Below are 22791 nucleotides of genomic sequence, written 5' to 3'. Positions count from 1 at the left end.
GCGTCATGCCCGCCCGTGTACACGCCCTCCTCGTCGTGCGCCCTGAAGGACGCACACCCGCCGCGCAGCATCTGCAGAGAACCCTCGCTGCACTCGCGGCGCAGACCCGACCCGTCGACGCGCTGACCATCGTGCTGTGCGGCGCCGACGCGGCGCTGACGCAGTTGGCGGCGGCATCCGGTGCCGAAGGCGTCATCACCGCCCCCGCCGGCACGCCGTTCGCCGTCGCGACGGCCCTCGCGACGCCCCGGCTCACGGGAGACGCGGTGTGGCTGCTCGCGCAGGACACCGCCCCCGACCCCGACGCGCTCGTGCGCCTCGCCGGCGCGCTCGAACTCTCGCCCTCGCTCGTGGTCGCCGCCCCCAAGCTCATCGCGTGGGACGACCGCGACGAGATCCTGTCGCTCGGTGTGAGCATGAACCGGTACGGGGGAGCCGTCGAGCTCGCCGCCGGAGAACTCGACCAGGGACAACGCGACGGCGACGCCGACGTGCTCGGCGCCGACGTGCGCGGCATGCTCGTGCGTCGCGATGCATGGCTGCAGCTCGGGGGTCTCGACCCCGCTCTCGGTGGAGCCGACGAGGGCCTCGATCTGGGCGTTCGCGCGCGCCTGGCCGGCCACCTCGTCTCGCTCGTGCCGACCGCCCGCGTGGCTGTCGCCGGTGACGGCGTCGCCGCGATGGCGCGAGGCCGGCGACGTGCGCGGCGCCGCGCGTTCGCGACCCGCACCGCCCAGCTGCATCGCCGTCTCGTCTACGCCCCCGCGCCCACGGTGCTGCTGCACTGGCTGTCGTTCCTGCCGCTCGCCCTCTGGCGCACGATCCTGCACCTCGTGACGAAGGTGCCGTACCGGGTGCTCCCCGAGTGGGGCGCCACCCTTCTCGTGATGGCGCGGCCCGCTGCCGTCGCCCGCGCCCGCCGCCGCATCCGCACCTCGCGGGTCGTCGGGTGGTCGCGTCTCGCGCCGCTGCGCGTCACGCGCGCCGAGATGCGCCTGCGCTTCGAGGGCGACGTCGCCGACCCCGAGGCCCCCGTGCGGTCGGAGCTGCGGTTCTTCGTCGGCGGAGGGGCGTGGACCGTGCTCGGCACCCTCGCGGTGTCGGCGGCGCTGTTCTTCCCGCTCCTGGCCTGGCCGGTGCTCGGCGGGGGAGCTCTGGCGCCGCTGCGCGCGAACGTCACCCAGCTGTGGCAGGACGCCGCGTGGGGCGCCCGCCCCCTCGGCCTCGACGCGATCGGCCCCGCCGACCCGTTCTCGAGCCTCGTCGCCCTCATCGGCACCCTCTCGCCCGGCGAGCCCTCGCGCGCCTTCGTCGTGCTGTGGGTGCTCGCCCTGCCGCTCGCCGTGCTCGGCGGATGGTTCGCCGCCACGCGCGTGACCGAGTCGTCGCTGCTGCGCATCGTCGGCGGACTCGCCTGGGCCCTCGCGCCGACCTTCCTCGCCGCGATCGTCGAGGGTCGACCGGCGGGCGTGCTCGTTCACCTGCTGCTGCCCTGGCTGTTCTACGCCGCGAGCGTCGCGCACCGCTCGTGGGCCCCGGCCGGAGCGGCATCCGTTCTGCTCGTGGGCGTGCTGGCGTGCGCGCCCTCGCTGGCCCCCGCCGTGGTGGTGCTGTGGTCGGCCGCGCTCGTCGTCGTCGCCCTCGTGGCCGCACGCGGCATCGCCCGCGTGGTGTGGCTGCTCGTGCCCTCGGCCGTGATCTTCGCGCCCCTCGTGTGGACGCGCCTGCGCGCCGGCGACCCGTGGGCCCTCCTCGCCGACCCCGGCGTGCCGTACCGCGGCGCCGAGGCCACCGCCGACCCGCTCGGACGAGCGCTGCTCGCGGCGGGCTTCCCCACCTCCGACCCGGGCGGATGGGTGTCGCTCACCGGCGGCTCGGTGTGGTGGGTCGGCCTGCTCGTCGCCCCGCTGGCCGTGCTCGCCGTGTTGGCGGTGCTCACGCCGCGGTGGATCACGGCATCCGGCCTCATCCTGATCACGGCCACGGGCCTGGCGACCGCGTTCGCCGCCGTCGGCGTGGCCCTCTCGTTCGACCACTCGGTCGCCGTGCCGCTGTGGCCGGGCGCGGGGCTCAGTCTCGCGTGGATCGGGCTCGTGGGGGGCGCCCTGGTCGCCCTCGACGCGGGGGTTCCGGCGCGCGTCGCCGTGCTGCGACCGCTCGGCGCTCTGGTGGCCCTGGTCGCGCTCGCCGTCAGCGTGGCTCCCGCGCTGACCGCTCAGGTGGCGACCGAGGCATCGGGCCGATCGACGCTCGTCAACGGACCCGTGTCGACCCTGCCCGCCTTCGTCGCGGCCGAGGGGCGCGGGTCGCTGAATCTGGGCACGATCGTGCTCGACCCGCGCGCCGACGGCCTGCGCGTCGACGTCGTCTGGGGCGGCAGCGCGACGCTGTCGGGCCAGAGCTCCCTGCAGGCCACCCGCACCTCGCCGACGCCCGAAGACCTCGAGCTGGCCGATCTCGCCGCCGACCTCGTCACCCCGTCGTCCGACGACGTGGTGTCGCGCCTGGCCGCCCACGGCATCGCCTTCGTGCTGCTCGAGTCGGCGCCCGCGGGCGAAGACGACGTCATCCGCGGCACGCGCCTCGGGGCGGCGACCTCTCTCGACCAGCGCGACTCGCTCGACCCGGTCGGCGAGACCTCGCGCGGCGACCTCTGGCGCGTGAACGCCGAGGTGACCCCGCGTCCCGAACTCGACGCGCACCGACTGGGTCTGCAGCGAGTGGTCGCCGCCGGCTCCCTGGGCGTGCTGCTGGTGGCTCTGCTGCTCGCCGTGCCCACGGCCGCCTCGCGGCGGACCGCGCGCCGCACGCCCCGCATCGTCGGTCCGAGCTCGGGAGGATCGCGATGAGCGAGAACCGCATGGCCCGCTTCGCCGCCACGAGCGCCCGCGTCGTCGCCGGCACCGCCGTGGCGACCGCGGCCGTCGTCGGCACGGTCGTCGGCATCGCCGCGCCGTGGCCCTCGTACACCGCCACCCCCGTGCGGGTCGAGTCGACCCCCGCCCCCGGTGACACGGTGCTCGCGTGCGACGGACCGCTGCTCGCCCTCGGGCGCAGCGCCGACTCCGCCGGAGGGCTGAGCGCCGCCGCCGCGCAGCAGCTCGTCAGCGGCCCCGCCGACGCCGACGCCCAGGCCGAGCAGCTCTCCGGAGCGACGGCGGATGCCGACGGCGACGCCCAGGCGCTGCGCGCGGCGCCCCAGGACCGCTCCGAGACGCCGTTGGCCGCCGCCGGATCGGCGACCGTGGCCTCCGACGACCTCGTCGGGTTCTCGGCATCCGCGTGTCGCCCGCCGGAGGCCGAGTCGTGGCTGGTCGGCGGAGCGTCGACGACCGGCGCGAACGACCTCGTCGTGCTGGCCAACCCCGGCGACGTGCCCGCCACCGTGCAGCTGTCGGTGTACGGCGCGCAGGGCGTGTCGACCCCACCCGGGGGCCAGAACCTCGTCGTCCCGGCGCGCGAGCGCAAGGTCGTGCCGCTCGCGGGCCTGCTTCTCGGCGAGGAGAGCCCCGTCGTGCGCGTCGTGTCGTCGGGAGCCCCGGTGCACGCCTCGCTGCAGGCGAGCCTGACGCGCCTGCTGCTGCCCGGCGGCATCGACCAGGTCGCCCCTCTCGCCCAGGCCGACACGCGTCTGGTCATGCCCGGCGTGCAGGTGCTCACCACCGGAGAGGGCCAGGCGGGCACGATCGTGCGTCTGCTGTCGCCCGGGTCCGATGCCACCGCCACCGTGCGCGTGATCCCCGTCGACGCCGCCGGGGCCGAGGCCGCTCCGACCGACGTTCCGCTCACCGCCGGCCTGCCGACCTCGCTCGACCTCTCGGGCCTCGCGGCCAGCGCATACACGGTCGAGGTCTCGGCGACCGCCCCGATCGTCGGGGCGACCTGGTCGACCACCGGGTTCGGCGAGGGGGCCGACTTCGCCTGGTACGTGCCCGCTCCGCGCATCACCGAACCCACCGTCGTCGCCGTCGCGCCCGGCGTGGGCTCGTCGATCGTGCTGGCGACCGAAGACGCCGACGCCTCCGTGACGCTCACTCCCGTCGACGGCGGCGAGGCGATCACCACCGCCGTTCCCGCGGGGGGCACGGCGGCCGTCGCCGTGGCATCCGGGATCTACCGGCTCGAGTCGGCGGAGCCGGTGCGCGCCGCGGTGTCGTACACCGGCACGGGGGCCCTGGCGGCCTACCCGCTGTGGCCCGCGGATGCCGCGGCCGGGGCGCTCACGATCCTGCCCTGACCGCGCGGGTCGGGCTCAGAAGAAGCGGAACCGCTCGGGACCGAGGTCCCACGGGTCGCGGTCGAGGTACTCGGCGGCGGCGCGGAACACGGCGCCCTCGATCATCATGCGGCGGTGCAGGTCGTCGTCGTGGTGCGGGTGACCGAGCCGCTCGATCGGCACGCGGTAGAGGATGATGCGCTTCTCGTCGCGCAGCACCGTCCAGCGCGGGATGCCGTCGGCTGCCGCGGGTGGCATGATGCCGATCTCGAACGACACCTCGCGCAGATCGGACCATGCGGAGCGCAGGAACTCGGCCGCCGCGCCGACGGCGACGTCGAAGCGCTCGACGCGGGTGTCGATCGGGGGGAGGGGCGGCCGCACGATCGGGCTGCGGTTCTCGCGACCGTGCCGACCGTGACGCGAGGGGCGGGCCACGGGTCGCGCTTCGCGGGACCGACGACGCATCATGCGTTCATCCTACGTTCGCGGGCCGACCCGCGGTCATCCGGCGGACGCCGGACGGCCCGCGGGTCGGCATCGGCGCGGGAGACGCCGAGGCGGACCGCGATCGACTCACGGGACGACGACGACCTTGCCAGCGATGCGTCCCGCCATGGCCTCGGCGTGCAGAGCGGGCAGGTCGACGAGGTCGATGCGCCGGTCGACCTCGACGGTGAGCTCTCCCGCGTCGACGAGGGCGACGATCTCGGCGAGCCGCGGGGTGTCGGCCCGGACGAAGACGGTCTTGGCGTCGACGCCACGGCGGTCGTCGCCCGGGATCGCCATGAACGCCGTGGTGCTGACCACGACCCCGCCGTCGCGCACGAGGGCGACCAGGGCGGCGAAGTCGTCGGGGTCGAGAGGGGCAAGGTTCAGCAGCACGTCGACGGGTTCGGCGACGGAGTCGAGCAGTGAGGCGCGCGTGCGGTCGACGATCTGGTCGGCTCCCGCCGCACGCACGGCGTCGAGGCTGCGCGGGCTCGCCGTCGCGATGACGTGCGCCCCGGCGCGGTGGGCGAGGCGCACGGCATGGACACCCACGGCTCCTCCGGCGCCCACGATCAGCAGCCGCTGGCCGGCGCGGAGCCCGCCGTCGTCGAACAGCGCCTGCCACGCGGTCAGTGCCACCGAGGGGAGGGCCGCTGCATCGACGAGATCGACGGCGCGGGGAGCAGCCGTGACGGCGTCGGCCGGGGCCACGACGAACTCCGCGGCGCCGCCGTCGGTCTGCATCGGGAGGAACCCGACCACCGGCTGGCCGATCTCGAGGTCGTCGACGCCGGCACCGATCGCATCGACCGTGCCCGACACGTCATAGCCGGGCACGTGGGGGAGCTCGACGGGAATGGGGAGGAACCCGGCACGCATGCCGTTGTCGGCGGCGTTGAACGCGGATGCCGCGACCTTCAGTCGCACCTGCCCCGCGCCGGGGGCCGGCAGCTCGACGTCGTCGAGTCGCAGGACGTCGGGTCCGCCCACTTCGTGGAATCGCATGGCCTTCATGGGGTGTCCTCTCGTAAGTGCTTCGGATTCGAAGCAATACCGGAACGCTATCACTGCTACGAACTCGAAGCAAGATAGGATCTCGATATGACACGGAACACCGCGGAGGTCACCCCCACGCAGCTCCAGGCGTACTTCGCCTTCACCGAGGTGAGCAGCCTGCTTCGGCACGCGGTCGAGAAGCAGCTCCGCGATGCCGGCGATCTGAGCTACGTGCAGTTCCAGCTGCTGGCGACCCTGGGCGACAGTCCCGACGGGCGCCTGCGCATGACGGATCTGGCCGACCGCGTCGTCTACAGTCGCAGCGGACTGACCTACCAGGCGCAGGTGCTCGAGGGGCGGGGGCTGGTGACGAGGGCGCCGTCACCCGACGACGAGCGCAGCGTGGTGGTCGCCCTCACCTCGGCGGGGCGCGACGTGCTCGGCGCCGTCTTCCCCGGCCACATCGATGCGTTGCACCGCCTGCTGTTCTCGTCGCTCACCGACGCCGACATCGTCGACCTGGGGCGGATCCTGCAGCGCGCCGCCGATCACCTGCGGGCGGATCCGCCGCGCTCCGCCGCCCCGCGTCGACGCAAGGCATGACGCGCCGGGCGATGCGCGGCGCGGCGTCGTCGCGGTGTCGGAGGGGGTGGCTAGGCTGACCGCGATGCGCGACAGACTCTGCTCGAAGGTGGGATGCGCCCGCGAGGCGATGAGCACCCTCACCTACGACTACGGCGACCAGATGGCGGCCCTCGGCCCGCTGGGCTCCGCCGGTGATCCGCACGCCCACGACCTGTGCGCGATCCACGCCGACCGCCTCTCCGTTCCCAAGGGCTGGGTCGTCGTGCGGCACGAGACGCTGCGCGCCTGAGCGGCTGCCCGCCCTCCCGGGCGTGACACACGCGTCGCCGCCGCGGCGACGATCACCGCCGACTTACGCGGTCACGCCTTCTCGGTGAGGGCCGCGGCCCGCTCGTTCTCGAGCAGCAGGGCGCGGTACTCCCGGTCGCGGCGCACCGACGACACCGCCCGCACGAGCATCTCGGCATCCACCGGGGGGACGGGCGAGACGTACGGGCGCACGGACTCGGCCAGCGACGCGGCGACGCGCGCCCGTGCGGCGGGCTCGAGGGCGTCGGCACCCCGCACGAACTGCGCCAGGCGCGCGGCGAGCCGGTCGGGCAGGCGTGAGACGTCGGCGAGGGCCGCCCACGCCTCCATACCCGGGGGCAACCCGGGAGCGGGCGGGGGCAGGCGGCGCGTGCGCGTGCGCTCGCTCGCGGTGCCGGCCAGCAGATCGCCCAGGCGCTGCGCGCGCGGGGTGAACATGCCCACCACGGCGGCGACCGCGCCGAAGGTGAACCAGATCTCGAGCACGCCGGTGAGCGCGCGGATGAGGGCCTGACGGAAGCCCGCGGCCCCGCCGTCGGTGCGCACGATGCGCGCGCCCACCGCGAGCCGGCCGAGACTGCGGCCGCGGGAGAGGGTCTCGACCACGGTCGGAATGGCGACCATCACGAGAACGAACAGCGAGATGACGCCGATGCCGATCGCCGACTCGGGCAGCGCCCCGTTGGTCACCAGCGCCGTGAGCAGGATGGCCCCGCCGATGAGCACCACGACGCCGACGACGAAGTCGATGAGGCATCCGACCGCGCGCAGGAAGAAGCCGATCGGCTGCACGTCGAGCGCGACGGCCTCGCCCGTCAACGTCTCCTCGGCGCTCTCGTGCACGAGAGCGACCGCGGGAACGGGGGTCGACGACGAAGCCATGCGTACAGTTGACCACATGGACCTCGACGCCCTCACGGCCGCGCGGCGGGACGAGTGGGCGCGGCTCGACGAACTGGGCCGTCGCCGGCGTCTGCGCGGGGCCGAGGTCGACGAGCTCGTGACGCGCTACCGCGCGGCATCCGCCGATCTCGCCGACATCAAGACCTCAGCCGGTCGCACGCCCGAGGGCGACTACGTCTCGGTGCTGCTCGCCCGCACGCGCCTGCGACTCACCGGGGTTCGCGAGAACGTGCTGAAGCAGCTGCCGCGTTTCTTCGTGCTGCAGCTTCCGGCCGCGCTGTACCGCGTGCGCTGGACGACGCTCGGGGTGGCGGTCTTCTTCGTGATCGTGGCGACCCTCATGGCGCTGTGGATCTCGGGCGATCCCGCCGCCGTCGCCTCGCTCGGCGCCGAGAGCCAACTGCAGAACTACGCCGACGAGCAGTTCGTGAGCTATTACCGCGAGAACCCGAACGCGATCTTCGCCGGCACCGTCTGGACGAACAACGCGTGGATCGCGGCGCAGTGCGTGCTGTTCGGCGTCACCGGCATCTGGCCGGCGATGGTCATCATGCAGAACGCCGTCAACGTGGGGCAGTCGGCCGCCATCATGATCGCCTTCGACCGGGCCGACGTGTTCTTCCAGTTCATCCTCCCGCACGGTCTGCTCGAGCTCACCGCGATCTTCGTCGCGGGGGCGGCGGGCCTGCAGATCTTCTGGGCGTGGGTCGCGCCGGGCCGGCGCACGCGGGGCGAGGCACTCGCTGCCGCCGGGCGCTCGCTGGCCACGATCGCGGTCGGGCTCGTGTTCGCCCTCGCCCTCTCGGGTGTCGTCGAGGGCTTCGTGACCCCGCGCGAGTGGCCCTGGCAGATCAAGATCGCCATCGGGGCCGCGGCCCTCGGGGTGTTCCTCTTCTACATGCTGTGGGTCGGGCGTCGCGCGGCGCGAGCGGGCGAGACCGGCGACCTCACGGAGTACGAGACCGGGACTCCCACGCTCACCGCGGGCTGACGGCATCCGATCTCTCGGGTGATCCATCGCCCCGCGTTCCCGACCGTTCCCCGGCGTGTCATTTTTGATTCACTCAAAACTAGCTAGACTGGCGACATGCTCGACAGTCAGCCGGATGCCGCCGCGGATGCCCTCATCCGCGGAGCCGGGCTGCGGGTCACGGCGACACGCGTCGCCGTGCTCGACGCCCTCCGCGCCCGGCCGCACGCCACCGCCGACGACGTCTTCGACCGCATCGTCGGCTCCCTCCCCGGAACAAGCAAGCAGTCGGTGTACAACGCGCTCGGCGACTTCGCCGACGCGGGACTCGCCCGCCGCATCGAACCCGCCGGCCACGCCGGCACCTTCGAACTGCGCGTGGGCGACAACCACCACCACGTGGTGTGCACCCGCTGCGGTCGCATCGACGACGTGGACTGCGTCGTCGGGTCGGCGCCGTGCCTGCACGTGCCGGAGGGGAACGGCTATCTCATCGAGACCGCCGAGGTGACGTTCTGGGGCGTGTGCTCCGATTGCCGAGCCGAATCCGAAGCCGAAAAACCGAGAGGATCCCGATGAGCGACACTCTGAACGGATGCCCCGTCTTCCCCGACGGCGCCGCCCCCGACGACAACCGACTGCCCGTGGGCGAAGCCCCCGCCGACAGCGAGCCCGCCGGCGCCCTGCCCCACCCCACCCAGGGTTCCGCCAACCGCGTGTGGTGGCCCGAATCCCTGAACGTGAAGATCCTCGCCAAGAACAACGCGCTGCGCGACCCGCTCGACGAGGGCTTCGACTACAAGGCCGCCTTCGAGGCGCTCGACCTGGACGCCGTCAAGAAGGACCTGAAAGAGGTCATGACGACCTCGCAGGACTGGTGGCCCGCCGACTTCGGCCACTACGGCCCCCTCATGATCCGCATGGCCTGGCACAGCGCCGGCACCTACCGCGTGACCGACGGTCGCGGCGGCTCGGGCGCGGGCATGCAGCGCTTCGCCCCGCTGAACAGCTGGCCCGACAACGTCAACCTCGACAAGGCCCGTCGTCTGCTCTGGCCCGTCAAGAAGAAGTACGGCCAGTCGATCTCGTGGGCCGACCTCATGATCCTCGCCGGCAACGTCGCGCTCGAAGACATGGGCTTCCCGACCTTCGGCTTCGCCGGCGGCCGCACCGACGTGTGGGAGCCCGACGACGACGTGTACTGGGGCCCCGAGACCACGTGGCTCGGCGACGAGCGTTACACGGGCAACCGCGAGCTCGAGAAGCCGCTCGCGGCGGTGCAGATGGGCCTCATCTACGTCAACCCCGAGGGCCCTAACGGCAACCCCGATCCGCAGCTGTCGGCCCACGACATCCGCGAGACGTTCGGTCGCATGGCCATGAACGACGAGGAGACCGTCGCCCTCATCGCCGGTGGACACACCTTCGGCAAGACGCACGGCGCGGCGAGCGACTCGCACGTCGGCCCCAACCCCGAGGCCGCCGACATCAACGACCAGGGCCTGGGCTGGAAGAACAGCCACGGCACCGGCAAGGGCGACGACACCATCACCAGCGGCCTCGAGGTCACGTGGACCTACCACCCCACCCGCTGGGACAACGAGTTCTTCCACATCCTCTTCGCCTACGAGTGGGAGCTCTTCCAGAGCCCCGCGGGTGCGCACCAGTGGCGTCCCAAGAACGGCGGGGGAGCCGACATGGTCCCCGAGGCGCACTCCGACGGCCGCCGCGAGCCCCGCATGCTCACGAGCGACCTGGCGCTGCGCGTCGACCCGGCGTATGAGAAGATCTCGCGCCGCTTCGCCGAGGACCCGGCCGCTTTCCAGGACGCCTTCGCCCGCGCCTGGTTCAAGCTCACCCACCGCGACATGGGACCGCGCGAGCGCTACCTCGGCTCCGAGGTGCCCGCCGAGGTGCTCGTGTGGCAGGACCCCGTGCCCGCCGTCGACCACCCGCTGATCGACGAGGCGGATGCCGCCGCGCTCAAGAAGCAGATCCTCGACAGCGGCCTCACGGTGCAGCAGCTCGTCACCACGACGTGGGCCGCGGCCTCCACGTTCCGCGGCAGCGACAAGCGCGGTGGCGTGAACGGCGCGCGCATCCGCCTCGAGCCGCAGAAGAGCTGGACGGTCAACAACCCCGAGCAGCTGGCATCCGTTCTCTCCGTCCTCGAAGGCGTGAAGGCGGGCTTCGACGCGCAGGGCGAGAAGAAGGTGTCGATCGCCGACCTGCTCGTGCTCGCGGGCAACGCCGGTGTCGAGCAGGCCGCCCTCGCCGGCGGCGCCGAGGTCGAGGTGCCCTTCACCCCCGGGCGCACCGACGCCTCGCAGGAGCAGACCGAGATCGAGTCGTTCCGCTGGCTCGAGCCGGTCGCCGACGGCTTCCGCAACTACGCCTCGCGCTCGACGCGGCTGCCGGCGGAGTTCCTGCTGCTCGACAAGGCCAACCTGCTCACGCTCACCGCTCCCGAGATGACCGTGCTGGTCGGCGGCCTGCGCGCGATCGGCGCCAACTGGGACGGCAGCGACTGGGGCGTGTTCACCGACACCCCCGGCGCCCTGACCAACGACGTGTTCGCCAACCTGCTCGACCTCGGCACGACGTGGAAGCCGCTCGACAGCGGCAAGCACGCGTTCGAGGGCACGAAGGACGGCTCGGGCGAGAAGGTCGGCATCGGCACCCGCGTCGACCTGGTGTTCTCGTCGAACTCCGAGCTGCGCGCGCTCGCCGAGGTCTACGCCTCGGACGACGCCAAAGAGAAGTTCGTGCGCGACTTCGTCGCCGCGTGGCGCAAGGTCACCGAGCTCGACCGGTTCGACCTGGTCTGAGCCGCGGCATCCGGAAGGCCCGTCCCCTCGTGGGGCGGGCCTTCCGGCGCGTGGAGAGCGCCGCGTTGCGAGCAGACCATGTCCCACTACTGGCTGTCTGGGCGGGGGTCGGGCAGCCCTTTTCGGGACATGCTCTGCGCGGAGTGGGACGCGGGGGTCGGGGCAGACCATGTCCCACTTCTGGCTGTCTGAGCCGGCGTCAGGCAGCCCTTTTCGGGACATGCTCTGCGCGGAGTGGGACGCGGGGGACTGAGGAGGGGGCCGGATGCCGCGCGGCTCAGGCGCGCGCGAGGCGGCGCAGGCCCTCGTCGAGCGAGACCGCGGGCGTCCACCGCAGGTCGCGGCGGATCTCGGTCTGGTCGAACCAGTGCGCGGTCGACAGCTGCTCGGCGAGGAAGCGCGTCATGGGCGGCTCGTCCTCACCTGGGCTCACGGCCCACACGCGCTCGATGAGGGAGCCTGCGGCCTTGGCGAGGCCCGCGGGCACGCTGAACCGCGGGGGTGTGACGCCCGAGGCGCGGCAGATGCCCGCCAGCAGGTCGCCGACCGGCCGCGGTTCGCCGTTGGTCAGCACGTAGGCGCGGCCGCTGACCTCGTCGACGCGGTGGAGGGCGGCGACGATCCCGGATGCCGCGTTGTCGACGTACGTGGAGTCGATGAGCGCCGTGCCGCCGTCGAGCAGCGGAAGCGTGCCCCGGCGGGCGCGCGCGACGACGCGGGCGATGAGCTGCGTGTCGCCCGGTCCCCACACGAGGTGCGGGCGGATGGCGACGAGGGCGGTGTCGCCCCCGGCACGGGAGAGGGCCAGCAGCTCGGCCTCGGCCTTGGTGCGGGCGTACTCGCCATGCGCGGCCTGCGGATCGGCGGGCTCGGCGCCGACACCGGCGAGGGCGTGACCGGCGTGAGCGACCGAGGGCGACGACACGTGCACGATGCGGGTGACCCCGGCCGCGGCCGCGGCGTCGAGCAGTGTGCGCGTGCCCTCGACGTTCACGGCGCGGAACTGCGCCGGGTCTCCCGCGAGGGAGACCTTCGCCGCCAGGTGCACGATCCCGTCGATCCCCTCGAGGGCGGATGCCACGGCATCCGGATCCGTCACCGAACCCAGGCGGTCGTCGGCTCCGTCGACACCCGAGGGGCGGCGCTGCAGGGTGCGCACGTCGTGCCCCGCATCCTGCAGGGCACGGACGACTGCGCGGCCGAGGAATCCGGACGCACCGGTCGCGAGCACCTTCACGGCGCGCTCGGCTTCTCGCCCGCGAGCATGCGCTCGGCCCACGCGGAGACGCGGGTGCGGTCGATCTTGGAGTTGTGCCGGATGTCGGTCGGCAGCGTCGGCACCACCAGCACCGCCGCGAGGCGCTGCGCGGTGGCCGCGCGCACGGCCTCGGTGAGCTCGGGCGAGGCCAGGCCCGGGCGACGGGCCCCCGTCTCGACGACCGCGACGACGACCTGTCGGCCCGCGGGGCCGACCCCGACCGCCGCCGCGCGCTGCACGGCCGGAACGGTCTCGGCGTCTTGCTCGATGCCCACCGGGGTCACGCGACCCTCGGCGGTGGTGATGACGTGGGGGAGACGGCCCTCGACCCACAGCCGCCCCTCGGCGTCGAGGTGTCCGACGTCGCCTGTGCGGTGCCACCGCTCGCCGAGCCCGCGGCGGGCCTCGCGGTCGGTGAGGTGCAGGCGGAAGTAGCCGCGCTTGAGATGCGGTGCCGAGATGACGATCTCGCCGGTGACTTGAGGGTCTGCCGTCGTGTCGTCGGACGAACGGCCGAGCTCGTCGAGAGGGGCGATGCGCACCTCGCCGGTGCCGAGCGGACGACCCACGCACACACCGCGGTCTCCCGCGGCGGCCTCGATCTCGGGCAGGGTCACGTCGGCGACGAGCAGGCACTCGGTCATGCCGTAGGGGGTGTGCGCGACCGCGTTCGGCATGAGGGCCTGTGCGCGGCGCAGCAGGTCGACGCCCACGGGCGCGCCGGTGGAGAGGAACGTCTCGACGCGCGAGAGCGCGGCCCGGTCGGCATCCGTCAGCCCTCCGGCGGTCGCGACGACGTTGGCCACCGCGGCGGGGGAGAGGAACACGATCCGCGCGTCGGAGGCGCGCACGGCGGCGGCGACGGCTGCGGCGGTGAGGGTGCGCGGGGCCGAGACGTCCATGTCGGGCGTCGCCGAGCGCGTGCCGAGGGCGGGGCCCAGCAGAGCGAACGGGGCGAAGCCGGTGACCAGCCCCGTGTCGGCCGTGACGCCGAAGTGTACGGCGAGGGTGTCGCGGAGGGCCGAGAGCTGCGCGTGCGTGTACACGACGCCCTTGGCCGGCCCCGTGGACCCCGAGGTGAACAGCACCGCGGCGTCGGCATCGGCGGCGGGAGGCGCGGGCAGGGGGCGGCCCCGACCGGCGCGAGCGAGGTCGGAGAGGCTCGCCTCGACCCCGAGCGCCCGCGACGATGCCGCGGGAAGCGCCGCGGCCGAGATGCGCCGACCCGGCCACCCGAGGGCACGGGCGGCGGCGAGGCCGGCGACCTCGCCGATGACGACGTCGGGTACCGCGCCGCGCACGGCACGGGACAGACCCCGGATGCCGAGACCCCGGTCGGCCACGACGACCACGGCCCCGATGCGCAGGCATGCGTACAGGGCGGCGGTGAGGGTGGGTCCGGGTTGTACGAGCAGCGAGACGCGGTCGCCGGCGCGCACGCCGAAGGCGTCGAGACCCGCGGCGAGTTCGTCCACCCGCGCGGCCAGCTGACGCCAGCTCACGTTGAGCGGACCGTCGCCGCGCACCGTCGTCATGTCGATCACGGCGGTGTCGTCGTCGTCGCGGCGTGCGTCCAGGGCGTCCCAGAGGCGACCGACGGGCGCCGGACGCTTCCGCGACGAGGCGCGACGCGTGCGGGCGGGTGCCGGAGCGGCATCCGTAACCTTCTCGTCGAGCCAGTCGAGAACGACGTCGGCGTAGGGGCGCTCCTCGGCGAGCAGGTGTCCGGCCCCCTCGAAGCGGTGCACATCGGCGTGGGGCAGACGCTCGGTGAGGTCGTCGAGGTGATCCTCGCCGAACACCGGGTCTTTCGGACCGCGCAGCAGCAGCGCCGGCACCTGAAGCTCGCGCAGGCCCGCCGACATGCGGTGCAGCGCGGGAGTGCTCTCGTGCGCGGGGGTCGCGGGGATGTCGCTGACGAACCCGCCGATGCCGCGCCGACGCGCGATCGTCGCGTACGGGGCGCGGAAGGCCGCGCGCACGGCCGGGTCGAGGTCGGCGAGGGCCAGCGTCACGTCGAGGAACGCCGTCGTGCCGGTCGTGCCGGCGGCGAGCATGCCGCGGGCCGTCGCTACGCGCAGCGCGAAGGGCAGCTCGGCCCCATCGGGGTGATGCACGGCGGTGTTCAGGGCGATGACGGCCGCGAGGCGGTCGCGGTTCTCGACGGCCCACCCGAGCGAGACGGGCCCGCCCCAGTCGTGACCGATCGTGACGATCGGACCCCGGCTGCCGAGCTCCGTCACGAGCGCGTCGAGATCGGCGACGCGCTGGGCGAGGGTGCGGCGCAGCGGTGTGCGCTCCGAGAAGCCCATCTCGAGCTGGTCGACGGCGACGACGCGCCAGGGCGTCGCCCCCGCGTCGGCACGGGCGAGAGAGGCGTTCACGAGAGCGCGCCACAGGTACGACCACGTGGGATTTCCGTGCACCGCGACGATCGTGCCGCGCGGCTCGACGCCGCGTTCGGCGAGGGCGTCGCCGGTGTCGAGCACGTGCCAGAGCCGGGTCTCACCCGCATCGGCGAGCACTCCCTCGACGCTCACGAGCCGCGAGAGGGCGGGATCGAGACCGGGGAGACCGGCCGGGGGCAGGGTGGCCTGCGGGCCGATCACGCGGGGGTGACTCACCAGGCCAGCTCCAGCATGCCGGTGTTGAGTCCGGAGCCCACTCCCATCAGCAGCACGCGATCACCCCGCCGCAGCGTCTTCTGCTCGGCGGCCAGGGTGATGGGGATCGACGCCGGGCCGACGTTGCCCAGTTCGGGGTAGGTGACGGGGACGCGGTCGCGGTCGAGCTTGGCGGCACGAACGATCGCGTTGGTGTGCACCGACGAGACCTGGTGGGTGACGTAGCGGTCCATGCCCGTCCAGTCGAACTCGCCCTTGGCCTCTTTCCAGGCCGAGACGACGAGGTCGAGGCCGCCCTTGAGCAGCGCCTTGGCGTCGGTGAACATGCCGTCGACGCTGCCGACGCAGAGGTCGTAGAACTGGGTCGCCGCGCGCGTCACGCCACCGACGATGCGGTGGCCCTCGGGGTGGTCGCTCGCGCGACCGAGCACGGCGGCGGCCGCACCGGAGCCGAGGGTGAGCGAGGCGAACTCCTGCATGAACGCGTCGCGGTCGAGGTCTTCGCGCACGAGACGGTTGATCGTGTTGACCTGGATCTCGTCGGCGTCCTCGCCGTTGACGATGAGGGCGTACTTGACCTGACCCGACTGGATCATGCCGGCGGCCAGACTCATGCCGTTGATGAAGCCGAGGCAGGCGTTGGCGACGTCGAAGTTGATCGCCGAGCTCGGCAGGCCCAGACCGTGGTGCAGGCGCACCGCGACCGAGGGCTCGAGGTGCTTGCGGGTCACCGAGGTGTTGATGATCAGGCCGATCTCGCGGGGATCGACCCCGGCCTCGGCGAGGGCCTGCTTGCCCGCGGCGATCGTGGCCTCGTCGGACGACTCGCCGTCGGCCCAGTTGCGGCGCTCGTTGACGCCCGCCACGCGGCGGAGCAGCCCCGGCTTGAGCTTGAGTCGCTTCAGCGCGGGAGCCAGACGCTCCTCGATGTCATCCGACGTCGTGATGCGGCTGGGCAAGACGCTAGCCACCGACACGAGGGCCACATCGTCGAAGTGCGTAGTGGCGTTTCCTGGCAAGAGAGCTCCCGCATCCTGTGCGTAGACGGCAGAGCCGCGCACGGAGGGGACGCGCAGACGGCTGGAAGGGTACCCCCCAGGATAAGCCGCGTCGTATGTCGCGGGCTGCATGCGGGCTGGACGTGCTAGAGGCGACCGGCGGCCTTGAGCGCGAGATAGCGGTCGGCCACGAGCGGAGGCAGGTCGTCGGCCGAGGCCGAGACCGCGTCTCCTCCGGCGCGCACGACCGCGTCGCGCACGCGCTGCGCGTCGTGGCGAGCGCGCTCGACGGCGGCGGCGGCGTAGACGTCGGCAGCGTCGTGATGAGCGGGAACCTCGCCGGGGCCGTCGGTGGCCGTGGCCACGAGCAGGCGCGAGCGCGCGGCGACAGTGGGGAGGGCGGCGAGGAAGGCCCGCGCGGCCTCGGGGTCGTCAGCCGCGGTGAGCAGCACCATGAGCGCGGGGCGCACCGCGAGCCCCCGCACCTGGGCGAGGGCGGCGTCCCAGTCGGTGTCGATCAGCTGCGGATCGACCGGGGCCATGGCGTCGACGAGGGCGGGCAGCAGCTGCGCCCCGTCGACGCGCGTCACGCGGGCGCGGGGCACGCGGTCGAACATCACGAGGTGCACGTGATCGCCCGCGCGCGAGGCCAGCACCGACAGCAGTAGCGCCGACTCCATCGCGGCGTCGAGGCGCACGCCGTCGCCGACGCGCGCGGCGGCCGTGCGGCCGGTGTCGATGACGATGACCACGTGCCGGTCGCGTTCGGGTCGCCACGTGCGCAGCATCGTCGTGCCGGCGCGGGCCGTCGCTCGCCAGTCGATCGAGCGCACGTCGTCTCCGCGCACGTACTCGCGCAGGCTGTCGAACTCGGTGCCCTGGCCGCGCACCTGCAGCGTGGTGTTGCCGTCGAGCTCGCGCAGGCGTGCGAGACGCGAGGGCAGGTGCCGCCGCGAGGTGAACGGGGGCAGCACGCGCAGGCGGGCCGGGGCGTCGACCACGCCCTGGCGGCCGGCGAGACCGAGAGGCCCGGCCGCCCGCACGACGACGAAGGCGCTGCGCAGCTCGCCGCGGCGGCGGGGGAGCAGGGGGAGAGGCGCCCCGCGCCGCTCGCCGGGTGGCACCGTGAACCGCTGGCGCTCCGCGGGGGCGCCGGCGGTCGGCTGCCACGCGTCGCGCACGCGCGCCCGCAGCGTGCGGGTGCCGAGGTTGCGCACGCGCAGCTCGCCCGCGACCGGCTCGTCGAGCAGGGCGCGCTCGGGGTGCGTGCGGGTGATCTCGACGCGCCGCGGATCGGCGGCCAGAGCGCGGTCGACCAGCGCGAGCACCGCGCAGAGCAGCAGCCAGCCGCCCGCCACGGCCCACGCCGACAGCCCCGCCGTGCTCAGCAGCACGAGGGGGACGACGCCGAGGGCGACGAGCAGGGCGAGACGGCCGGTGACGAACATCAGATCGGAACGCGGGTCTGCTGCAGGACCGAGGTGAGGATGGCATCCACCGACACGCCCTCGATCTCGGCCTCGGGCCGCAGGCGGATGCGGTGGCGCCACACCGGCACGAGCATGGTCTGCACGTGGTCGGGCGTGATCGCGGGATATCCGCCGAGCCAGGCCCAGGCCTTCGCCGCCGCGAGCAGTCCCGTGGTCGCACGCGGGCTCACGCCCAGCAGCACCGAGGGGCTCTGGCGCGTCGCGCGGGCCAGGTCGACGACGTAGCCGAGCAGGTCGTCGTCGACGGCGACGGATGCCGCGGCCCGCTGCGCGGCGAGGATCTCGGATGCCGTGACCACGGCATCCACCCCCGCCTCTTTCAGGCGTCGGGGGTCGAAGCCGCGCGCGTGGCGGCGCAGCACGTCGACCTCGGCCTCGCGGTTGGGCAGGTCGACGACGAGCTTGAGCAGGAAGCGGTCGAGCTGGGCCTCGGGCAGCGTGTACGTGCCCTCGTGCTCGATCGGGTTCTGGGTCGCGGCGACGAGGAAGGGATCCGGCAGGGGGCGGCTCTCGCCGTCGGACGAGACCTGGCGTTCCTCCATGGCCTCGAGCAGGGCGGCCTGGGTCTTGGGAGGGGTGCGGTTGATCTCGTCGGCGAGCAGCACGTGCGTGAAGACCGGGCCCGCGCGGAACTCGAACCCGCCGGCGCGCGCGTCGTACACGAGCGAGCCCGTGACGTCGCCGGGCATGAGGTCGGGCGTGAACTGCACCCGCGCGGTGTCGAGGCCCAGCGCCCGGCTGAACGAGCGCACGAGGAGGGTCTTGGCGACGCCGGGGACGCCCTCCAGCAGCACGTGCCCGCGCGAGAGCAGCGCGATGAGCAGACCGGTGACGGTGCCGTCCTGTCCGACCACGGCCTTGCCGACCTCGAGGCGCACGCGATGCATCGCCTCGCGCAGGGCCGCGTCGTCGGCATCCGGGGCGCCGTTGGCCGCGTTCGACGGCGACTCGGGCGCTGCGTCGGCCGGCTGCGCGGGCGCGGTCTCGGCCGGGAAGGCGGGCGCGGGCCAGGTGGGCGATTCGGGGCTGTCGGTCATCGTGTGGTCCCTTCGGGTCGGACGGCGGCGCGCACGCTCGCCTCGAGATCGCGGAGTCGGTCGGCGGCCGCGACCAGGTCGCGATCGGTGGTCGGGGTGTCGTCGACGAGGATGCCGCGCACGACCGAACGGTCGGCGCCCAGGCGTTCGGCGACGGCGTCGGCGACCTCGGTGGCGGGGGTGCGGTCGGTCAGGCCGAGCAGGCGCACGAGCCGCGCTCGGCTGGCGCGGCGCAGCTCGTCGAGGGCGTGGCCGGCGTCGCGCGCCGAGGCGTACAGACGGGCGCGGCCCTCGGTGGTCTCGTTCGCGCGGACCGTGACGGGCAGGCGTTCGACCACGAGCGGGCCGAAGCGCCGCCCGCGCCAGAGCGCCGCAGCGAGAGTGGCGGCGATGAGCAGCAGGAGGGCGGGGGTGACCCACGGCGGGGTCAGCTCGCCGAGGGTGGGCGGAGCCGAGCCGGGGGCCGCGTCGGCGGGAGAGGGCACGTACCAGACGATCGTGGCCGTCTGCCCGAGCACGCCCAGGGCCAGGGCCGCGTCGCCGTCGGCGGGCAGGGTCGAATTGGTCAGGACCGCCAAGCCGTCGAGGACCGTGACGGTCCCTCCGGCGGGGCGGTCGGCGGTCAACAGCGCGAACTCCCCGTCGACGGGGAAGCAGCCGGTGACGTCGTCGCCGGGGGTCATGAGTTCACCGGTGCGGGCGGCACCCGCGTTGTCGGCAGCGGGGAAGGAGCAGTCGGCCCGCACCGCAGTGCCGTCGGAGAACCCGCCCAGCGTCGACCCGTTCAGCAGCACCGAGAGGGCGCGCGAGCGGGGCTCGACGAGGACGACGTGGCGTGCGCGGTCGCCGAGCTCGGTGAGCGTGTCGTCGGACAGCATCGGGGCGTCGCGCATGACGAGGGTCGCGTCACCGGCGGCGAGGGCGCGCTCGGCCGCCTCGCGATCGCGGGCGACGACGACCCGTGCTCCCTGCTGCTCGAGCAGGCGGACGACGGCGCGCGTGCCGTCGGGCCCGGCCGACTCGGGGTCGAGCACGGCGCGCTGCGAGTAGCCGCCGTAGACGAACGACCCGCCGACGAAGGCGACCAGCAGCAGCCCGACGACGAGGGCCGCCCACCCGAGAGCGCTGCGGCGCCGCGAACGGACGGGGGCGGCGACGCTCACGGGGCGTCCACCGGCGTCGCGCGAGCCCGCACCGCGGCGTCGTCGAGGTCGGAGATGACGCGGTAGCGCTCGGCCGTGCCGGGACGACGCAGGTACCGCACGTCGTCGAAGATCGTCGCAGCGTCGTCGAGGGCGTCGGCGAGGCTCGGGAGGGCCCGGGCCGCCTCACGCGAGAAGGCGCGCACGGTCGCACCCGGCGGCGGGTCGACGAGCCCGCGCTCGCCGAGTCCGCGCGCGAAGGCACGGAAACGGAGCACGATCGCCTCGTCCCATTCGCTGCGCGCGGCGGCGGCGGCCGCATCGGCGCGCAGTTCCGACGCGGAGCGCGCGTCGTCGTCGTCGAAGAGCGCCTGTGCGGCGGGGGCGGCGCGGTTCGCGACGCGCGGTCGACCCCAGATGAGCACGGCGACCACGATGAGCGCGATCACGATCACACCGATCACGATGAGAGCGGCCGGACCCCACCCGTCGGTGTCGGGCACGCGCAGCAGGTCGCCGAGGAAGTTGGCGACGGCCTGGGCGATGCGGTCGATGAAGGTCGGTTCGGCTGCCTGGTACGACGGATCGCTCAGTTCCTTCTCGGCCCACTCCCGCGCCTGGTCGGGATCGGGCAGCAGGGGGAAGGTCGCGGCGAGGGCGGGGAGCGCGATCATTCGCCTCCGCCCGAGCCGGGGGCCGCCCACGCCGTGGGGGCGGGCGGTGCCGGCGGCGCGGGGGTGTCCGCCGCGGGCGGGTCGGCGCGCGGGGAGTCGCCGGTCGACGGGGGAGCCCACGAGGGATCGCGCGGCGCCGGTGCGGCCGCCGGGGTGCCGGGGGCGGGTGGCACCGGCGGGCCGGACGGGCCCTGTGCGGGAGCGCCGTAGCCGGGCTGCGCCGGGGCGCCGTATCCCTGCGCCGGGGCACCGTACGGTGCGCCGTACCCCTGCGCCGGTGCGCCGTACCCCTGCTGCGGGGCGCCAGCACCCGGCCCGTAAGCCGGCGCTCCCCACCCGGCGTAGGCCGGGGCGGACCCCACCGGCGCGGGGGCGGGCCGCTCGACCACCCGACCGACGCCCACCAGGTACGGGTCGGGCAGAGAGGTCGCCCCGGCGTCGCGCTGCTCGACGTAGGTCTGCAGGTCGTGGTCGAGGGCCTCGACGCGCATGCGGGCGTCGACGTAGACGAGTGCGGCGGAGGTCGACTGCACGACCAGGGCGATGCACTGCACGAGCAGGATGCCGAGTTGACCGATGAGTTGCACCACGAGGTAGCCCACGAACGCCTCGACTCCGGAGCTGCCCGTCGGATCGACCAGCACCGGGATGAGGCCGCTGACGAGGCCCAGGGGGATCGAGATGATCTGGGCGACGATGCCGAAGGCGATCGAGATGATCAGGAGAACCCCGAGCGTCGACCAGAACCGGCCGCGCGTCAGGCGCCATGAGCGTGCGACCGCGCGGAAGACCCCCGCGCGTTCGAGGATGATGACCGAGGGCACGAGGAAGAGCTTGGGAGCGAGCCACAGATAGCCGGCGACCAACACCATCGCCAGCAGGATCCCGACGGCGACACCGACCCAGATCACGCTGATCACGAGCAGGGTGACGATGCCCACGACCACCCCGACCACGATCAGGCTGGCGAGGGCGCTCAGGGCGCTGTAGCCCACGAGGCGCCAGAAGACGGGCTTCACCCGGGCCCACACTTCGCGCAGGCGCGGCTTCTCGGACACGACGGCGTGCGCGACCTCGGAGACCACGACGCCCTGGACCACGACGCTGAGGGCCCCCGTGGCGAGACCGAGCACGAGGGCGGTCGCGGCGGTGATGACGGTGGAGCCCGCGAAGATCGCGTTGAAGTCGTCGCTGCCGGGGGGAACGGTGTCGAGTCGGGCGAAGCTCGCGATCGCGACGCCGCCCACCGCCGCCGTGAGCACGACGTACGCGACGGCCTGCACGATGAGCGCGAAGCCCAGCAGCACCTTGGGGTTGTGTCGCAGCGCGACGAACGAACGGCTCAGGATCGTGCCGAACCCGTACGGGTGCAGCGGAACGATGCCGGGGCGGGATGCCGGGGTCCAGGCCGGATACGCGGTCACGGTGGCGCCTCCTCGTCGCGTGGCGATGTCCTCATCGTGTCATAGACCTCCGACACGCACGCCTGCCGTGCGGGCAGGTCGACTACTCTCGATACGACGTGCCCCCACCCGGGGCGTTGTGCCCGTCCCCGAGCGGGTTTCGAGACGGAAGACGTACACCCGAATGACTTCACGGATCCTGGTCGTCGACGATGACACCGCACTGGCCGAGATGATCGGCATCGTGCTGCGCACCGAGGGATTCGACACGGTGTTCTGCGCCGACGGAGCCCAGGCGGTCGACGCCTGGCGCACCGAGCGTCCCGACCTGATCCTGCTCGACCTGATGCTCCCCGGCGTCGACGGCATCGAGATCTGCACGCGCGTGCGGGCCGAGTCGGGCGTGCCGATCATCATGCTGACGGCCCGCACCGACACCGCCGACGTGGTCAAGGGGCTCGAGTCGGGCGCCGACGACTACATCATGAAGCCCTTCAATCCGAAGGAGCTCGTGGCGCGCATCCGCACGCGCCTGCGTCCGACGCAGGCCGCGGTCGACGAGACGCTGCGCATCGGAGACCTCGTCGTCGACGTCGCCGCCCACGAGGTGCGCCGCGGCGACAGCCCGATCGCGCTCACGCCCCTCGAGTTCGAGCTGCTCGTCGCGCTCGCCGAGAAGCCGCAGCAGGTGTTCTCGCGCGAGATGCTGCTCGAGCAGGTGTGGGGCTACCACTACAAGGCCGACACCCGCCTGGTCAATGTGCACGTGCAGCGCCTCCGCGCCAAGATCGAGGCCGATCCCGACAACCCGCGGATCGTGACCACCGTGCGCGGCGTGGGCTACCGCGCCGGCGCGGTGGCCTGAG

The 22791-nt window shown here is 73.6% G+C and carries 19 protein-coding genes; 8 read left to right on the top strand and 11 right to left on the bottom strand.

The features are described from left to right. Positions 1-5: 5 nt before the first annotated feature. Positions 6-2849, top strand: coding sequence for a glycosyltransferase (locus tag RWH43_RS01440; protein ID WP_316000471.1), 2844 nt, complete (start codon positions 6-8; stop codon positions 2847-2849). Next, entirely contained in the window at positions 2846-4237 is a 1392-nt protein-coding gene (locus RWH43_RS01435) for a DUF5719 family protein (RefSeq protein ID WP_316000470.1), read from the top strand. The genes RWH43_RS01440 and RWH43_RS01435 overlap by 4 nt, the downstream gene beginning before the upstream one ends. Before the next feature lie 15 nt (positions 4238-4252). Here the strand turns inward: RWH43_RS01435 and RWH43_RS01430 are convergent, their stop codons facing one another. Beyond that, positions 4253-4687, bottom strand: coding sequence for a hypothetical protein (locus tag RWH43_RS01430; RefSeq protein ID WP_230704316.1), 435 nt, complete (start codon positions 4685-4687; stop codon positions 4253-4255). A gap of 105 nt (positions 4688-4792) precedes the next feature. Continuing rightward, positions 4793-5722 carry an NADP-dependent oxidoreductase gene (locus tag RWH43_RS01425; protein ID WP_316000469.1) on the bottom strand — a complete coding sequence of 310 codons (930 nt, stop codon included), beginning with the start codon at positions 5720-5722 and terminating at the stop codon, positions 4793-4795. 87 nt (positions 5723-5809) lie between these two features. Between RWH43_RS01425 and RWH43_RS01420 the strand changes: the two genes are divergently transcribed. Next, positions 5810-6307, top strand: coding sequence for a MarR family winged helix-turn-helix transcriptional regulator (locus tag RWH43_RS01420; RefSeq protein WP_144828853.1), 498 nt, complete (start codon positions 5810-5812; stop codon positions 6305-6307). A gap of 64 nt (positions 6308-6371) precedes the next feature. Next, positions 6372-6578, top strand: a complete 207-nt coding sequence (locus RWH43_RS01415) for a DUF3499 family protein (RefSeq protein ID WP_316000468.1) — start codon at positions 6372-6374, stop codon at positions 6576-6578. A 71-nt stretch (positions 6579-6649) separates the two neighbouring features. Here RWH43_RS01415 and RWH43_RS01410 read toward each other — a convergent pair whose 3' ends face one another. Next, positions 6650-7480, bottom strand: coding sequence for an RDD family protein (locus RWH43_RS01410; protein ID WP_154096024.1), 831 nt, complete (start codon positions 7478-7480; stop codon positions 6650-6652). Positions 7481-7496: 16 nt separating this feature from the next. On the opposite strand from RWH43_RS01410, the gene RWH43_RS01405 reads away from it, so the two are divergent. The 3 genes from RWH43_RS01405 to katG all read left to right on the top strand — a co-directional run bounded on the left by RWH43_RS01405 (position 7497) and on the right by katG (position 11299). Continuing rightward, a complete protein-coding gene (locus RWH43_RS01405) occupies positions 7497-8492 on the top strand; it encodes a stage II sporulation protein M (RefSeq protein ID WP_316000467.1) in 996 nt (331 codons plus the stop codon). A 96-nt stretch (positions 8493-8588) separates the two neighbouring features. Next, positions 8589-9050, top strand: a complete 462-nt coding sequence (locus RWH43_RS01400) for a Fur family transcriptional regulator (protein ID WP_316000466.1) — start codon at positions 8589-8591, stop codon at positions 9048-9050. Then, complete coding sequence (gene katG / locus RWH43_RS01395; RefSeq protein WP_316000465.1) at positions 9047-11299, top strand: catalase/peroxidase HPI; 2253 nt, start codon at positions 9047-9049, stop codon at positions 11297-11299. The genes RWH43_RS01400 and katG overlap by 4 nt, the downstream gene beginning before the upstream one ends. Before the next feature lie 277 nt (positions 11300-11576). On the opposite strand, the gene RWH43_RS01390 is transcribed toward katG, so the two are convergent. From RWH43_RS01390 to RWH43_RS01355, 8 genes are all read right to left on the bottom strand, one after another. Further along, positions 11577-12536, bottom strand: a complete 960-nt coding sequence (locus tag RWH43_RS01390; protein ID WP_316000464.1) for an NAD-dependent epimerase/dehydratase family protein — start codon at positions 12534-12536, stop codon at positions 11577-11579. Then, entirely contained in the window at positions 12533-15181 is a 2649-nt protein-coding gene (locus RWH43_RS01385) for an alpha/beta fold hydrolase (protein ID WP_316000463.1), read from the bottom strand. The genes RWH43_RS01390 and RWH43_RS01385 overlap by 4 nt, the downstream gene beginning before the upstream one ends. Next, positions 15178-16200 carry a 3-oxoacyl-ACP synthase III gene (locus tag RWH43_RS01380; protein ID WP_316000462.1) on the bottom strand — a complete coding sequence of 341 codons (1023 nt, stop codon included), beginning with the start codon at positions 16198-16200 and terminating at the stop codon, positions 15178-15180. Before RWH43_RS01380 ends, RWH43_RS01385 begins: the two co-directional genes overlap by 4 nt. A 125-nt stretch (positions 16201-16325) precedes the next feature. After that, complete coding sequence (locus RWH43_RS01375; protein WP_230704323.1) at positions 16326-17627, bottom strand: DUF58 domain-containing protein; 1302 nt, start codon at positions 17625-17627, stop codon at positions 16326-16328. Further along, positions 17627-18706 carry an AAA family ATPase gene (locus tag RWH43_RS01370; RefSeq protein ID WP_144828829.1) on the bottom strand — a complete coding sequence of 360 codons (1080 nt, stop codon included), beginning with the start codon at positions 18704-18706 and terminating at the stop codon, positions 17627-17629. The genes RWH43_RS01375 and RWH43_RS01370 overlap by 1 nt, the downstream gene beginning before the upstream one ends. Next, positions 18703-19869: a DUF4350 domain-containing protein gene (locus RWH43_RS01365; protein ID WP_154096017.1), complete on the bottom strand. Its 1167-nt coding sequence runs from the start codon at positions 19867-19869 to the stop codon at positions 18703-18705. The genes RWH43_RS01370 and RWH43_RS01365 overlap by 4 nt, the downstream gene beginning before the upstream one ends. Further along, positions 19866-20522, bottom strand: coding sequence for a DUF4129 domain-containing protein (locus tag RWH43_RS01360; RefSeq protein WP_144828823.1), 657 nt, complete (start codon positions 20520-20522; stop codon positions 19866-19868). Before RWH43_RS01360 ends, RWH43_RS01365 begins: the two co-directional genes overlap by 4 nt. Then, the gene (locus RWH43_RS01355; RefSeq protein WP_313959266.1) at positions 20519-21946 is read right to left on the bottom strand and encodes a glycerophosphoryl diester phosphodiesterase membrane domain-containing protein; all 1428 of its coding nucleotides are present in this window, start codon (positions 21944-21946) and stop codon (positions 20519-20521) included. The genes RWH43_RS01360 and RWH43_RS01355 overlap by 4 nt, the downstream gene beginning before the upstream one ends. Positions 21947-22109: 163 nt before the next feature. On the opposite strand from RWH43_RS01355, the gene mtrA reads away from it, so the two are divergent. Further along, positions 22110-22790 (top strand): MtrAB system response regulator MtrA, encoded by a 681-nt coding sequence (mtrA, locus tag RWH43_RS01350; protein WP_144828821.1) that lies wholly within the window; start codon positions 22110-22112, stop codon positions 22788-22790. Position 22791: the final 1 nt, after the last annotated feature.

Source organism: Microbacterium algihabitans (assembly GCF_032464975.1).
Classification (GTDB): domain Bacteria; phylum Actinomycetota; class Actinomycetes; order Actinomycetales; family Microbacteriaceae; genus Microbacterium; species Microbacterium algihabitans.
Note: the sequence above shows the minus strand (reverse complement) of the source record. Positions and strands in the feature narration are given on the sequence as shown.

Excerpts from the sequence above, each read along its gene's own strand:
- RWH43_RS01430 (WP_230704316.1), bottom strand. The coding sequence starts at position 4,687 with ATGATGCGTCGTCGGTCCCGCGAAGCGCGACCCGTGGCCCGCCCCTCG.
- RWH43_RS01405 (WP_316000467.1), top strand. The coding sequence starts at position 7,497 with ATGGACCTCGACGCCCTCACGGCCGCGCGGCGGGACGAGTGGGCGCGG.
- RWH43_RS01415 (WP_316000468.1), top strand. The coding sequence starts at position 6,372 with ATGCGCGACAGACTCTGCTCGAAGGTGGGATGCGCCCGCGAGGCGATG.
- RWH43_RS01440 (WP_316000471.1), top strand. The coding sequence starts at position 6 with ATGCCCGCCCGTGTACACGCCCTCCTCGTCGTGCGCCCTGAAGGACGC.
- RWH43_RS01360 (WP_144828823.1), bottom strand. The coding sequence starts at position 20,522 with ATGATCGCGCTCCCCGCCCTCGCCGCGACCTTCCCCCTGCTGCCCGAT.
- RWH43_RS01435 (WP_316000470.1), top strand. The coding sequence starts at position 2,846 with ATGAGCGAGAACCGCATGGCCCGCTTCGCCGCCACGAGCGCCCGCGTC.
- RWH43_RS01370 (WP_144828829.1), bottom strand. The coding sequence starts at position 18,706 with ATGACCGACAGCCCCGAATCGCCCACCTGGCCCGCGCCCGCCTTCCCG.
- katG (WP_316000465.1), top strand. The coding sequence starts at position 9,047 with ATGAGCGACACTCTGAACGGATGCCCCGTCTTCCCCGACGGCGCCGCC.
- RWH43_RS01410 (WP_154096024.1), bottom strand. The coding sequence starts at position 7,480 with ATGGCTTCGTCGTCGACCCCCGTTCCCGCGGTCGCTCTCGTGCACGAG.
- RWH43_RS01400 (WP_316000466.1), top strand. The coding sequence starts at position 8,589 with ATGCTCGACAGTCAGCCGGATGCCGCCGCGGATGCCCTCATCCGCGGA.
- RWH43_RS01375 (WP_230704323.1), bottom strand. The coding sequence starts at position 17,627 with ATGTTCGTCACCGGCCGTCTCGCCCTGCTCGTCGCCCTCGGCGTCGTC.
- mtrA (WP_144828821.1), top strand. The coding sequence starts at position 22,110 with ATGACTTCACGGATCCTGGTCGTCGACGATGACACCGCACTGGCCGAG.
- RWH43_RS01420 (WP_144828853.1), top strand. The coding sequence starts at position 5,810 with ATGACACGGAACACCGCGGAGGTCACCCCCACGCAGCTCCAGGCGTAC.
- RWH43_RS01425 (WP_316000469.1), bottom strand. The coding sequence starts at position 5,722 with ATGAAGGCCATGCGATTCCACGAAGTGGGCGGACCCGACGTCCTGCGA.